General features: G+C 60.6%; 13 protein-coding genes. 4 read left to right on the top strand and 9 right to left on the bottom strand.

What is annotated here, in order from left to right:
- Positions 1-7 precede the first annotated feature (7 nt).
- From tuf to ACSQ26_RS11055, 4 genes are all read left to right on the top strand, one after another.
- On the top strand, positions 8-1,183 hold the full coding sequence (gene tuf / locus ACSQ26_RS11070) for an elongation factor Tu (protein WP_436008250.1): 1,176 nt from the start codon (positions 8-10) through the stop codon (positions 1,181-1,183).
- Positions 1,184-1,331: 148 nt separating this feature from the next.
- Positions 1,332-2,219: a hypothetical protein gene (locus ACSQ26_RS11065; protein WP_436008689.1), complete on the top strand. Its 888-nt coding sequence runs from the start codon at positions 1,332-1,334 to the stop codon at positions 2,217-2,219.
- A gap of 65 nt (positions 2,220-2,284) precedes the next feature.
- On the top strand, positions 2,285-3,178 hold the full coding sequence (locus tag ACSQ26_RS11060; protein WP_436008687.1) for an NAD-dependent epimerase/dehydratase family protein: 894 nt from the start codon (positions 2,285-2,287) through the stop codon (positions 3,176-3,178).
- Positions 3,179-3,427: 249 nt separating this feature from the next.
- Positions 3,428-5,434: a putative bifunctional diguanylate cyclase/phosphodiesterase gene (locus ACSQ26_RS11055; RefSeq protein ID WP_436015207.1), complete on the top strand. Its 2,007-nt coding sequence runs from the start codon at positions 3,428-3,430 to the stop codon at positions 5,432-5,434.
- A 27-nt stretch (positions 5,435-5,461) separates the two neighbouring features.
- On the opposite strand, the gene ACSQ26_RS11050 is transcribed toward ACSQ26_RS11055, so the two are convergent.
- From ACSQ26_RS11050 to ACSQ26_RS11010, 9 genes are all read right to left on the bottom strand, one after another.
- Positions 5,462-6,658 (bottom strand): saccharopine dehydrogenase family protein, encoded by a 1,197-nt coding sequence (locus ACSQ26_RS11050; RefSeq protein WP_436008685.1) that lies wholly within the window; start codon positions 6,656-6,658, stop codon positions 5,462-5,464.
- A gap of 18 nt (positions 6,659-6,676) precedes the next feature.
- A complete protein-coding gene (locus tag ACSQ26_RS11045) occupies positions 6,677-8,182 on the bottom strand; it encodes an aldehyde dehydrogenase family protein (protein WP_436008683.1) in 1,506 nt (501 codons plus the stop codon).
- 156 nt (positions 8,183-8,338) lie between these two features.
- Entirely contained in the window at positions 8,339-8,686 is a 348-nt protein-coding gene (locus ACSQ26_RS11040) for a cupin domain-containing protein (protein ID WP_436008681.1), read from the bottom strand.
- Positions 8,687-8,709: 23 nt separating this feature from the next.
- On the bottom strand, positions 8,710-9,051 hold the full coding sequence (locus ACSQ26_RS11035) for a cupin domain-containing protein (protein ID WP_436008679.1): 342 nt from the start codon (positions 9,049-9,051) through the stop codon (positions 8,710-8,712).
- A gap of 12 nt (positions 9,052-9,063) precedes the next feature.
- The gene (locus ACSQ26_RS11030; protein ID WP_436008677.1) at positions 9,064-9,426 is read right to left on the bottom strand and encodes a cupin domain-containing protein; all 363 of its coding nucleotides are present in this window, start codon (positions 9,424-9,426) and stop codon (positions 9,064-9,066) included.
- A 201-nt stretch (positions 9,427-9,627) separates the two neighbouring features.
- Positions 9,628-10,917, bottom strand: a complete 1,290-nt coding sequence (locus ACSQ26_RS11025) for a glycosyltransferase (RefSeq protein ID WP_436008675.1) — start codon at positions 10,915-10,917, stop codon at positions 9,628-9,630.
- Positions 10,918-10,934: 17 nt separating this feature from the next.
- On the bottom strand, positions 10,935-11,981 hold the full coding sequence (locus tag ACSQ26_RS11020) for an ABC transporter ATP-binding protein (RefSeq protein ID WP_436008673.1): 1,047 nt from the start codon (positions 11,979-11,981) through the stop codon (positions 10,935-10,937).
- Positions 11,978-12,757: an ABC transporter permease gene (locus ACSQ26_RS11015; RefSeq protein ID WP_436008671.1), complete on the bottom strand. Its 780-nt coding sequence runs from the start codon at positions 12,755-12,757 to the stop codon at positions 11,978-11,980. The genes ACSQ26_RS11020 and ACSQ26_RS11015 overlap by 4 nt, the downstream gene beginning before the upstream one ends.
- The gene (locus tag ACSQ26_RS11010; protein WP_436008669.1) at positions 12,750-13,616 is read right to left on the bottom strand and encodes an ABC transporter permease; all 867 of its coding nucleotides are present in this window, start codon (positions 13,614-13,616) and stop codon (positions 12,750-12,752) included. Before ACSQ26_RS11010 ends, ACSQ26_RS11015 begins: the two co-directional genes overlap by 8 nt.
- Positions 13,617-13,634: the final 18 nt, after the last annotated feature.

Below are 13,634 nucleotides of genomic sequence, written 5' to 3'. Positions count from 1 at the left end.
CATCCAAATGGCAAAGAGCAAATTCGAGCGGAACAAGCCGCATGTGAACATTGGCACGATTGGTCACGTTGACCATGGCAAGACGTCTCTGACGGCTGCGATCACCAAGTATTTCGGTGAATACAAGGCTTACGACCAGATCGACGCCGCGCCTGAAGAGAAGGCCCGTGGCATCACGATCTCGACCGCTCACGTCGAATACGAGACGCCGGCCCGCCACTATGCCCATGTCGACTGCCCCGGCCACGCCGACTATGTCAAGAACATGATCACCGGTGCCGCACAGATGGACGGCGCGATCCTGGTGTGCTCGGCCGCCGACGGCCCGATGCCGCAGACCCGCGAGCACATCCTGCTCGCCCGTCAGGTCGGCGTTCCCGCGATCGTCGTGTTCCTCAACAAGGTCGACCAGGTCGATGACGCCGAGCTGCTCGAGCTTGTCGAGCTGGAAGTGCGCGAACTTCTGTCGTCCTACGACTTCCCGGGCGATGAAATCCCGATCGTCAAGGGTTCGGCTCTCGCCGCGCTTGAAGATAGCGACAAGAAGATCGGCGAAGACGCGATCCGCGAACTGATGGCTGCTGTCGACGCCTACATCCCGACGCCGGAGCGTCCGATCAACCTGCCGTTCCTGCTGCCGATCGAAGACGTGTTCTCGATCTCGGGCCGTGGCACGGTTGTGACCGGCCGCGTCGAGCGTGGCATCGTCAAGGTTGGCGAGGAAGTCGAGATCGTCGGCATCCGTCCGACCACCAAGACGACGGTGACCGGCGTTGAAATGTTCCGCAAGCTGCTCGACCAGGGCCAGGCCGGCGACAATATCGGCGCGCTGATCCGCGGCGTCACCCGTGACGGCGTCGAGCGTGGCCAGATTCTCTGCAAGCCGGGTTCGGTCAAGCCGCACAAGAAGTTCATGGCCGAAGCCTATATCCTGACCAAGGAAGAAGGCGGCCGTCATACGCCGTTCTTCACCAACTACCGTCCGCAGTTCTATTTCCGCACGACGGACGTGACCGGCATCGTCACCCTGCCGGAAGGCACGGAAATGGTCATGCCTGGCGACAATGTGACGGTTTCGGTCGAGCTGATCGTTCCGATCGCGATGGAAGAAAAGCTGCGCTTCGCCATCCGCGAAGGCGGCCGCACCGTCGGCGCCGGCATCGTCGCATCCATCGTCGAGTAATCGGTATTGCCATCTGAGAGATCGAGGCCCTGCTGGCGACAGCGGGGCCTTATTCGTTTCCGGCTAGGCGGCATTCCAAGGTTGCCTTTGGTCTTGGGACATCTTATCTCAAGGCTACGAAACCTGAGAAAAGCATTCCGGAACAGCCATGAAACGCAACCTTTCCATCCTCCAGCGCGCCACCGCCGCCGACCTGCAGCTCGATCCTTACCCGCATGTCGTGATCCCGAACGCGCTGCCCGACGACCTCTATGCCGAACTCGAAGCGAGCTTCCCGAAGCCCGAGGCGATGGGCATCAAGGCCGACCGCAACAATCACCGCTGGAACTATGCATCCCGCAAGATTCGCCGCAACAAGAACCTGCCGCAGGTCTGGCGCGATTTCATCGCCTATCACGCGTCCGAGGATTTCTATCACGACATAATCAATGTGTTCTACGAGGGCATTCACGCGCTCTATCCGGAACGTTTTCCCAATCGTCAGAGCCTGGAAAAACTGCGGGTGGGCATGCGCAAGCACGACACCTTCGCCGACCGCGACGTGCTGATGGACGCGATGATCTCCGGCAACACGCCGGTGACCGAAGCATCTTCCGTACGCTCCAGCCATCTCGATTCCGGCGACAAGTTGTTCTCCGGCCTGTTCTACATGCGGCCGAAGACCTATGACGCAATCGGCGGCGACCTGACCATCAGCCGCTACAACAGGGACCTCTCGGGCAAGCCGGAACGGCACGGGAAGTTCAAGGGCGCTTATATCGAGGACGACAATCTCGACGTCGTCCGCACGGTGCCCTATGACAGGAACCTGGCGGTGATCTTCATCAACTCGCTAGATTCCGTGCATGGCGTGACCGTGCGCGAGCCGAGCCCGCACAGCCGCCTCTTCGTCAACCTCGTCGGCGAGATCGACCCGCCGCTCTATATGCTTGAAGATGCTGGCAAGCCGGCGCATTACCTGCCGGCCAACCAGCCGCGCACGCCGATCGGGTTGACCGACCGGATCGTGCCGATGGTTCGGCGGATGTTCGGCTGACATCTTCTGCCTTGCCGCGCCGGAAAAATATGATTAATCCGGTGCGACAAAGAGGAGGCCATGTCATGGGCAAGCGTATTTTCTTCACCGGCGGTTCGGGCAAGGCGGGGCGGCACGCCGTGCCCTGGCTGGTCGATGCCGGTTATGAGGTCCACAATATCGACCTCGTGCCGCTCAACCACCCGGGCGTCACAAATCTGCAGGTCGACATCTGCGATTCCGGCCAGGTCTTCAACGCGATGAGCATGCACCGGGATTTCCCCGATCTCGATCACGGCAAGGGTCCGCAGCCCTTCGATGCCGTCGTCCATTTCGCGGCCATCCCGCGCATCCTGATCAAGCCTGATAACGAGACCTATCGCATCAACGTGATGGGCACCTACAATGTCATCGAGGCGGCGGTGAAGCTCGGCGTCAGGAAGATCATCGTCGCATCCTCGGAGACCACCTACGGTGTCTGCTTCGCCGAGGGCCATCGCGATTTCCATCATTTCCCGCTGGAAGAGGACTATGACGTCAATCCGATGGATTCCTACGGCCTCTCGAAGGTGATCAACGAGAAGACCGCGCGCGCCTTCGCCGAGCGCTCCGGCGCCGACATTTATGCACTCAGGATCGGCAACGTTATCGAACCGCACGAATACGAGCAGTTCCCGACCTATTTCGCCAATCCTGAGATGCGCAAGCGCATCGCCTGGTCCTATATCGACGCCCGCGACCTCGGCCAGATCGTCCATCTCTGCATCGAGAAATCGGGGCTGGGCTATCAGGTGTTCAATGCCACCAACGACACGGTGTCCGCCAATACGCCAAGCCGGGAACTGGCACAGCGGTTCTTCCCCAACGTACCCTTCAAGCGCGAGATCGGCGAATACGAAAGCCTGCTCTCCAACCGCAAGATCCGCGAGGTTCTCGGTTTCAAGGAAGAGCATGACTGGCGGAAGTATGTGAAGGTGTGAGCAGCCGCTGTAGCAGAAGCAACCAGTATCGTCGGGCGGTCCACAGGTTTGGCTGCCCGGCAAAAATACGATACCTCATTCTATTTACAACGAAATGTATTGACGACTGCTAAATCTGACACTCGACGGCGTACCTATTATGCGGATATATTGGATATTGGCACCAATGTTTGTCCGGTGTGCATGCTCGCCTCATGACGACGGCTGATTTCGAGCCCGTGCTGTTTGCATCGGGAAAGGGCGTTGGCGATGATGCATGCGAGAAGTGCCAGTCTTAAGCTGATATCCGTTGCCTGGCCTTTTGTTCTCATCATCTTCCTACAGGCTGCGATGGCGACCTTCAGCCTGCAGGTGGCAGCGTCGTTGCGCGCTTACGCCACCGGTGAGAGCCTGTGGTCCAAGGGTCAGTTCCACGCGCTCTATCACCTCAATCGTTATACCGACCTGGGCGATCCGTCGTTCCTCGCGGAATATCGCCGCTCGATTGCGGTACCGCTCGGTGACCGCGAGGCGCGATTGGCGCTTGAGGCGGATCTGCCTGACGCGAAGGCCGCGTTTGAAGGTTTTCGCAAGGGCGGCAATCACCCCGACGATATCCAAGGGCTTATCTGGTTGTTCCGATATTTTCGATGGGTTCCCGACATGGCGGCGGCCGTCGAGGATTGGCGCGCGGCTGATGTCGGCATGCTGAAAACGGCGGCGTTCGCAGATTCCATCAATAATGCCAGCGGGCTTTCGAATGCCGAACGCTTTCTCCTGAAAACACGGCTCGATGCGATCAACCGCGAGGTCGCGCCACTCACGCGGCAATTCTCAGAGCGCCTGGGCAAAAGTATCCGACGCATGCAGCAGGTCCTGCTTTGGAGTAATGTCGGCATAGCGCTGATCTTCATCATTCTCACGATATGGCGGCTGAACGCGTTCCTGGCGCATCGCCGCATGATCGAGCAGCGGTTGTCGTGGAATGCCAACCACGACGAGCTTACCCGTCTGCCCAACAGGCGCCTCTTCGAGCAGACGCTCGGCGAGGTGATGACCGCGCCGGACATGACGCTTGCGCTGATGTTCATCGATCTCGACCAGTTCAAGGCCGTCAATGACAGTGGCGGACATGCGGCCGGCGACCGGCTGTTGCAGCGTGTCTCGGACGAATTGCTGAAGCACACCGGACAGGATGACCTGCTGGCCCGGCTTGGTGGCGACGAGTTCGGCCTCGTAATGCCTGATGCCACGGAAGAAGAGGCGCGGACCATCGCTGCACAGCTTCGCGAGGCTGTGGAAGCGCTCGATTTCACCTGCCATGGCCAACGCTATTCCATAAGCGCCAGCATTGGGCTGGTGCATTTCCGCAAGGGCGAATTCACCATTCAGGAAGCGCTACGCGCCGCCGATGTCGCCTGCTACATCGCCAAGGAAAAGGGTCGCAACCGCGTCCATGTCTTCGAGGCGGCGGATGCGGCCCAGACCCAGTTCACCGTCGATCTCGGCTGGGTGCAGCGTCTTCACCGCGCGCTCGAGCAGGACAGTTTCCGTCTCTTCGCCCAGGCGATAGCGCCGGCAAATGCTAACACCATGCATGGTGAGCACTGCGAAATCCTGCTCCGCCTGGAGGAGGATGGCAAGATCGTGCCGCCGAATGCCTTCATTCCGGCCGCCGAACGTTTCGGCATCATGCCCGCGGTCGATCGCTGGGTCGTTCGCAACGCGCTCGATATCATCAGCCGATGCGCCAATCCCGAACGCGGCACCTACGCGATCAATCTGAGCGGCCTTACCTTCCGGGACGACACATTCCTCGCGTTCCTGTGCGGCGAACTGAGGCGCACCGGCGTTCCCGCTCGCGCCCTCTGCTTCGAGGTGACCGAAACTGCCGCGATCCAGGATCTGGACGAGGCCGTCGCCTTCATGAAAGCTGTGCGCGATATGGGGTGCCGCTTCGCGCTCGATGATTTCGGCGCCGGCATGTCGTCGCTGACCTACCTCAAGCGGCTGCCGGTCGATTTCGTCAAGATCGACGGCAGCTTCGTACGCGACATGCTGACCGACCGGATGGACAGGACGACGGTCGAGATGATCAACCAGATCTCGCATCTCTCGGGCCGGCAGACCATCGCGGAATTCGTCGAGAACGAGGAAATCCTGGCCGCGCTCCAAGAGATCGGCGTCGACTATGTGCAGGGCTACGCGATCGCGCGCCCGGTGCCGTTCGAACCGAGCGAGGGTGAGGAAGAGCGTTCGGAGAGCCGTGTTGCCTGACGTCCGGAGCCGAATTGTCGGCGCCGATCAATCGAGATATTCGAAGCTTTTCGTCACCTTGAACTTACGTTTCTCCGCCTCGGCGAAGAAGTCCGCGGCTTCAAAATACCCCTCAGGGGCATAGACGCCCGGCTTCCTCGGGTGCTTCAGCAAAAGCTGCACGGCGATCGAGGCGCACATCGACGTGCAAGCATCGACATAGCGGTCATACATCGGATCGGGCGTCACGATTACATCACAGCGCGCCTTGGCCGGCCGACCGTTCTTTGTTCCGCGACCAATTGCGAAGTGGATTTCGTGGCTGTCCTGAGCCGGTATTTTGTCGGCATTTTTCTCGATGTTTCGCTGGATAACTTTCGCCAGCACATCGAGCGGCTTCACCGCAGCGCCCCCAATCTCGACCGGCTCGTTGAAGTCGCCAAATCCAGCCTTCACCAGCCCGACCCACGCCTCGTGCTCGCGGTGCGGCAGGTGCAGCTTCCAAGTGAATTCCTGGATACCCTTCTCGGCAATGCCTTCGGCCAGCGGCACGGTGAGCTGCTCGGAATGCGGCGAATACATGAATTCGCAGCGGCCCCAGGGCTCCGGCAGGTCAATCACCTCGACACCCGTCATCGGTGCGCAGCTGACATGCTTGCCATCGAGGAACTGCGTCGATGGATGCGCATATTCGGCGAGTACCGTGGAGACGGAATAGGGCGGCACCAGCACGGGATTTTCCGGCCCCACCAGTTCGGCTGCCCAGTAGAGATTGATCTTCTCGATCGCGTCGAGTTCATCGGCCACCGCCCGGCAGATCACGTTCGACAGGCCGGGATCGGCACCGATGCCGGTGACTGCCGTCATGCCGGCCGCCTTGAACCGCTCGTGCTCGGCGATCTGCTTGACGGTATAGGTGCCGAGCCCGCCGAGATCGACATGGGGCACGCGTGCATCGAATGCAGCCTCGAAGATCACCATCTGATGACCGGCCAAAGTGGGAACGCAATTGACGCAGACATCGGCACCGGCGATCGCAGCGGCCAGCCTGGCCGGATCAGTCACGTCAAGATCGACCAGCTCGAGCCTCGCATCGCCAAGTTCCCGGACCAGCGTCTCCATGCGCGGCCGCGACGTATCGCAGATTCTGATTGTCGTGATGTCGATAATGGCCCGATCCGAGATCATGTCGCGGACGATGCCCGCGCCCATGAAGCCCGCGCCGCCGAGGATGGTGATGATCATGATGGGATTCCTGAAAAATTAGACATGCTTCCGCCCGCCGGTCTCGTAGAACCAATCGTCGGGATAGGGATACCACCAGCCCTGCCGCACCGGCTTGTGATCGATGATCACCATTTTGGATCGCCGAAATGCATCCAGCCCGAGGCGTGAAAGCTCGCGGCCCATACCGGAACTCTTCCAGCCGCCAAAGGGCAGGGCGTCGTTGTCGATCATCGGGTTGTTGACCCAGACCATGCCGCTTTCAAGCCGTTCGGCCGCTTCCATCGCCTCTTCGAGCGAGGTGGTGAAGACCGAGGCACCGAGGCCGAAGGGGCTGTCATTGGCGCGTTCGATCGCCTCTTCGAAGTCCCGCACCTTCATGATCGGCGCCACGGGGCCAAAACATTCCTCCCGCATGATCGCCATATCCATGGTGACACCGGTAAGGATCGTCGGCTCGTAGAACCAACCGAGCGGTTGATCCTCCGGTATCTTACCGCCGCAGACGACCGTTGCGCCCTTGGACTTGGCATCCTCGACCAGCCGGATCACTTTTGCGCGCGCGGCCTCGCTGACCAGCGGCCCGAGTTCCGCCTTGTCAAGGCCGTTGCCGATGCGGAGCCGCAATGTCTCCGCCTTGAACGCCGCGACGAACGCATCATGCACGTCCTCGACCACGAAGAACCGTTCGGCCGAGGTGCACACTTGGCCCGACATATGAAAGGCAGCGGTTACGCTTCCCGCAGCGGCGACATCGATCGGTGCGTGCCTGGTGATGATCATCGGGTCGGACCCACCGGCCTCGATGACGGCTGGTTTCATCTGCGCCGCAGCCGCCGAGGCCACGGCTTTGCCGGCAGCAACCGAGCCGGTGAAGGCGACGGCATGGGTGAGGGGGGATGCAATCAGCGTCTGCGCGACCTCCGCGCCGCCGGGCACGCAGGCGATCAGGCCCTCTGGCAAGGCCTCGAAAATCTCCATGAATTTCAAGGTGCAAAGCGTTGTCGCCAATGCCGGCTTGATGATACAGCCATTGCCCGAGGCCAGCGACGTGGCAACTGTCCAACACATCAAGAGGATGGGGAAATTGAACGGCATGATGTGAACGGATACGCCGACCGGCTCGTAGCGCGCATACTGGAAGGAACCTGCTTGCGTGGTGCCGGCCACCTTGCCGGCTTCGTCGCGCGCCATCTCGGCGAAATAGCGGAATGCGCCGGCGCAATTGGCCACTTCGCCGATCGCCTCGGGATAGGGCTTGCCCTGCTCGCGCACCATCAGTTCTGCGCAGCGCCGCATGTCGGTGGCTTCGATCCTGTTGGCGACGCGGTGGAGGATCGTGGCGCGGGTCTTGGCGTCGATCAGCTTCCACTGTTTTTGAGCCGCATTGACTTGGCTCAGCACAGCATCGAGCTCATCCGTCGTCGTCTCAGCAAGCTGGCCCTCGACGGTGAGCGTTGCCGGATTGACGATATCCATCCGCTTGCCGGCGCTCTCGATGTAGCGCGGGTGAAGGAAATGGACGGGGCTGGATGGATCAAACATTTAGATTCTCGCGGTGACGTAGGTGCGATGAGAATTGAGGGATTTTGTGCCGAAAAGGCCGTTGTCGAGAACCGGAGCGGAGCGTACTTAAGTACGTGAGCACCGGAAGCGCAGAGAACGGTCTTTGCAGGCCAAAATAACCAATTCGCGCGCGCTCTACCGGATCATGTACACCTTCTTGATCGTCTCATGTACGGTGCACACGCCCTTCCAGTCCTTGGGGAAGAACGCCGCCGTATCCGGCATGATCTCGATCACGTCGCCGCTTTCATGCACATAAGTGCTGCGGCCTTCGAGGAAATGGCAGAATTCGTCGCGTGTCACATGGCATTCCCATTTGCCCGGCGTGCAGATCCACAGGCCGCATTCGCTCTCGCCGCTCGGCCCTTTGTGGATCAGCTTGCCGGAGACGTGGCTGACGCCCTCGATCATGGTGGGGATCGTGCCCCAGTCGACAAGTTCGCTCTGCTCGAGCGGCTTCTTCATGGATGGTGCGGTGCTCATTGGCGTATTTCCTCTTATTATTCTCAGCGGCTCATGAAGGCCTTGGAAAGCGTCTCGGTGATGATCGAACGGCCACTCCAGCCCTTGGGAAAGAAGACGATCGCGCCTGATTGAACCGGGATTTCCTCGCCATTATCATGGACATAGGAGCCCTTGCCGCCGAGGAAATAGCAGAATTCGTCGTTATCGAAGGTAAGCGTCCGCTCACCCGGCGTGCACGACCAGATACCGCATTCGCTGGAACCATCGGCATTGACCGACAGGATCTTGCCATGCGTATGCGGTGCGCCTGAAATCGCTGTCTTGGAGAGGCCCCAGTCGTCCATCGCGACGGCGTTGTGATCGGCCCAGTTCGGTGTTGTCATTCTCAAGATTCCTCAGACGAGCATGTAGATGTTGCGCATGGTCTCATGCACGGTGCATTCGCCGGTCCATCCGGCAAGGAAGGTCACGGCGGTGCCGGCTTCTACCTCGATCACCTCGCCATTGTCATGCCGGTAGGTGGCACGTCCCGCAACGAAATGGCAGAACTCGTCACGTGGGATCGTCAACCGCCAGCGGCCCGGCGTGCAGACCCAGATGCCGGTTTCGGGCTGGTTGTTGGGGCCTTTGAAGAGAAGGCGGCCGGATGAATGCGACTGGCCCTCGGCCATGTCGGGCTGGTTGCCCCAGTCGGCGAGATCGTTGAATGTGGTGGCGTTGTGGATGTGCGGGGCGGTGGATTTGAGGGTGTTGGTCACGGTAACACCCTCGCGTTTTGGTGGCCTTGGCTCACCCCCCTCTGGCCTGCCGGCCATCTCCCCCTCAAGGGGGGAGATTGGATGTTGCGCTCGCTCGCTCCCCAACCACTTAGCGGGCTTGTGGTATGAGAGCGGTGCCCCGAGTCTCCAATCTCCCCCCTTGAGGGGGAGATGTCACGAAGTGACAGAGGGGGGTGAGCCTCAACCATTGTAAGCTCCGGTCTTCACCAACTCATCCAACACCATCGCCGCCTTCTGCGGCCCATTCTGCGCCTGCATATTCTTCGACGTCGCCTTCAGCTTCGCCTGCATCGCCGGATCGTTGATCATGAAGTCGAGCTTCATGGCCAGTTCCTCATCGGTCCAGTCGTAGCGTGGGAACTTGAAGCCGTGGCCGGTCTCGTCCACCCGCGTCGCATTGTCGTGGCCGTCCCAGACATAGGGCATGATGATTGCCGGCTTGCCGAAATAAAGGCACTCCGTAAACGAGTTGTTGCCGCCATGATGGATCACGGCATCGACCTGCGGAATGACCGACGGCTGCGGAAACCAGCTGTCGATCACCACATTGCCGGGAACATCGGTGTATTCACCCTTGTAGTCGCCGACATTGACGAGCGCGCGATAGGGCAGCTTACCGATCGTCGCAATCAGCCGCTTGAGCAGCTCCGTGTCACCCGCACCTAGCGAACCGAAGGAGATGTAAATCAGCGACTTGTCGCTGTTCGCGGCAAAACTCGGCACCTCGTAAGGTGCTTCCTTGCGCACGCAGCCCTCGAGATACTGGAATTGTCTTGGGTCGAGCGGATGTTCGCGATCGAACTTCACCGCCTCTGGATAGAGCAGCAGGTTCATGAAGGGCGAAGCCTCGAAGAACTGCCCGATCGGATAGGCGGCCTCACCAGTCGAGGCGAGGAAAGCGTTATAATCGTCATGGATCGGTTTGATCACCGCGTTGAAATGGTCGCGATAGGCCTTGTGGCCGGCATGATCGTCCTGCCGGCAGCCGGAGAGATGCGGCGGGATGTTCTCATCCTCGATCTCGTTCTCCGAGCAGGAAATGATCCGCACCCAGGGCTTGCCGAAATGCTTGATCGCTGGAAACAGGATGACGTTGTCGACGCAGATCAGGTCCGGCTGGATTTTCGCCAGCACACCCGGCAGGTCCTTCTCGGCCCACTTGGCGCTGTCGACGATCGCCGTCCAGCAATCCTTCACATAATTGTCGACCTGGTCGTAAGGCGACTTGCGGAAATTCGGGATGTGGCCGTTGATGAAATCCTCCCAGAATTTCGCCATCTGCTCCGGTGGCATCGGCTCGGAAAGATTCACCGGATGCGCCTCGAAGCCATAGCCCTCATAGACCGACACGAAGCCCGGATCGGACAGGAACACGGCCTCGTGGCCGAGCGCCTCGACGGCCTGCGCGATGCCCACCGAGTTCAGCGCCGGGCCGAAGGCGGCCTCCGGAAAGAATGCTATTTTTGCCATGGTCTATCCTTCTCCAATCAGTAAATCCGGCATTTGGCGGCGTCGAGGGCGATCATGATCGTCTGGCCGGCAGCATATCTCTGGCCCTCGGCGGCGCTCAGCCGAAGCTGCAGCGGTTTGCCCGACGCCACCGTCTTCGTGTGCAGCACCCGGTCGAGCCCGTGATAGGCGACGTCGGTGATGACAACGCCCAGCCCGTCCGCCCGCTCGGTGATACGCACATGCTCGGGCCGCACCGCAAGCGTCGCCTTACGCGGCCCGTGACGCACTGCAATCGGATGCCTGCTGCCATCGACGACGAAGGCATGAGTGCCATCGATCTCGCCATCGAGGAAATTCATGATGCCGATGAAATTCGCGACGAACCGATCCGCCGGTTCCTCGTAGATTTCCTCAGGCGTGCCCGCTTGCAACAGCTTGCCGTCTTTAAGGATCGCCATCCGGTCGGCCATGACGAGCGCTTCTTCCTGGTCGTGGGTCACGATGATGAAGGTGATGCCAGCCTCGTGCTGCAGGCGCTTGAGTTCGAGCTGCATCCGCTCGCGCAGCTTCTTGTCGAGCGCGCCGAGCGGCTCGTCGAGCAGCAGCACTTTCGGCCGCTTCACCAGCGCCCGCGCCAGCGCCACGCGCTGCTTCTGTCCACCGGAGAGCTGGTCGGGCTTGCGATCGGCCAGTGCCGTCAGGTCCGTCGAGGCGAGCGTCTCATCGACACGCGTCCGGATCACCTTCCGAGGCAGACGCTCCATTTCGAGCCCGTAATTCAGGTTCTGCCGCACCGTCATATGCGGAAACAGCGCATAGGATTGGAACATCAGGTTGAGCGGTCGCTTCTCCGGCGGTAGCGGAGAGATGTCCTTGCCCGAGAGCAGGATCTGCCCCGAATCCAGCGCCTCGAACCCGGCCAGCATCCGCAGCAGCGTGGTCTTGCCGCAGCCGGATGGGCCGAGCAGCGCAAAGAATTCGTTCTCGTGGATATCGAGGCTGACGCCATCCACGGCGCGCGTCTTGCCGAAGGACTTGGCGACCTGGTCGATCCTGAGCAAGGGCATCGGGCTGTTGGTCATGCTTCTTGTTCCCGGTTCAGCCATTGCGAGATGAGGAGGATGGTGGCGCTGAGCCCCATGACAAGGGTGGCGAGCGCATTGATTTCGGGCGTGATGCCGAAGCGGATCATCGAATAGATCTGCATCGGCAGCGTGATCGAGGAACGGCCGGCGCCTGATGTGAAGAAGGCGATGATGAACTCGTCGACCGAGAGCGTGAAGGCCAGCAGCCCGCCGGCGATGATCGCCGGCAGGATGACGGGGAAGGTGACGCGCCAAAAGCTCGTCCAGCCCGACGCCCCGAGATCGCGCGAGGCTTCGACCAGCGAATAGTCAAAACTCTTCAGCCGCGCCCGCACCACCGAGCAGACGAAGGCGAGGTCGAAGATCACGTGCGAAAGCACGATCGTGTGCAGCCCGAGCGTGATGTTGAGCCGCGACAGCAGGCTGAGCAGCGCTACCGCCAGCACGATGTCGGGTATCACCATCGGTGCGAAGGCGAGCGCCTCAAGCGTGTTGGATTTCCGCCGCCGCGCTTCCATGCCGAGCGCCAGCATCGTGCCGAGCACCGTGGAGATCAACGTCGCAAAGACTGCGACGACCAATGTGTTCCAGGCCGCATGCAGGATCTCCGCATTGCTGACCAGCGACGTGTACCATTTGGTCGAAAAGCCGGACCAGCTGGTCGGCAGGCCGCTTTCGTTGAACGACAGCAGCACCAGCACCGCGATCGGCAGGTAGAGGAAGCCGAAAACGAGGATCAGCACGATCCGGCGGGAGAGGACACCACTATGCATCTTCGCGGTTCCCACGTTCGCCCGATGCGTGCGAGGTGCCGCGCGCCTGGATCATCAGAAGTATGATCATGACTGCGATCAGCGCCATGCCGAGTGCGGCGCCGAACGGCCAGTCATTGGCGGTCAAGAACTGGTCGTAAACCAGGTTGCCGATCATCTGGAAGCGTCCGCCGCCGAGCAGCGCCGGCGTAACGAAATTGCCGATCGACAGTACGAACACGAAGACGCCGCCCGCCGCGACACCGGGCAGCGTCAGCGGCAGGGTCACCCGGACGAAAGTGCGGACGGCACCGGCACCGAGATCACGCGAAGCCTCCATCAGTTCAGGGTTTAGCCGGCTAAGGGTCGAGTAGATCGCCAGGATCACGAAGGGCAGGTAATTGTAAACGAGGCCGGTGATCACAGCCCCTTCCGTATAGAGCATCGACAGCGGCTCGCCCGTATAGCCGAGCGCCCGCAGCAGGTTGTTGAACAGGCCTTCGCGATTGAGCAGCACGATCCAGGCATAGGTGCGGATCAGGTAGTTCGACCAGAAAGGCAGCACCGCAAAGAACAGCAGGATCGGCTGCCAGCGCCGTGGCGCCTTGGCGATCGCGTAAGCCGCCGGATAGCCGATCATGATGGCGAAGAATGTGGCGGTCAGCGCGATCCAAGCCGAGTTGAGGAAGATTTTCGCATAGAGCGGATCGACGACGCGCTTAAAATTATCCAGCGTGAAATTGTATTCGATGCCGCCGAACATGCCGCGTTCGAAGAAGGCGTAGACCAGGATCAGCACGCAAGGCAGCACCATGAACGCAACCAGCCAGGCGATGGCAGGTGAGGCGAGCAGGTTCGGCTTTGCGGCGTTGAAGGACATTTGGAGTTCCGGTGGGAG

It is taken from the genome of Rhizobium sp. LjRoot254, from assembly GCF_964254105.1.
Classification (GTDB): domain Bacteria; phylum Pseudomonadota; class Alphaproteobacteria; order Rhizobiales; family Rhizobiaceae; genus Rhizobium_E.
The sequence above is the reverse complement of the archived record's forward strand: the minus strand, read 5'-3'. Positions and strand labels throughout refer to the sequence as shown.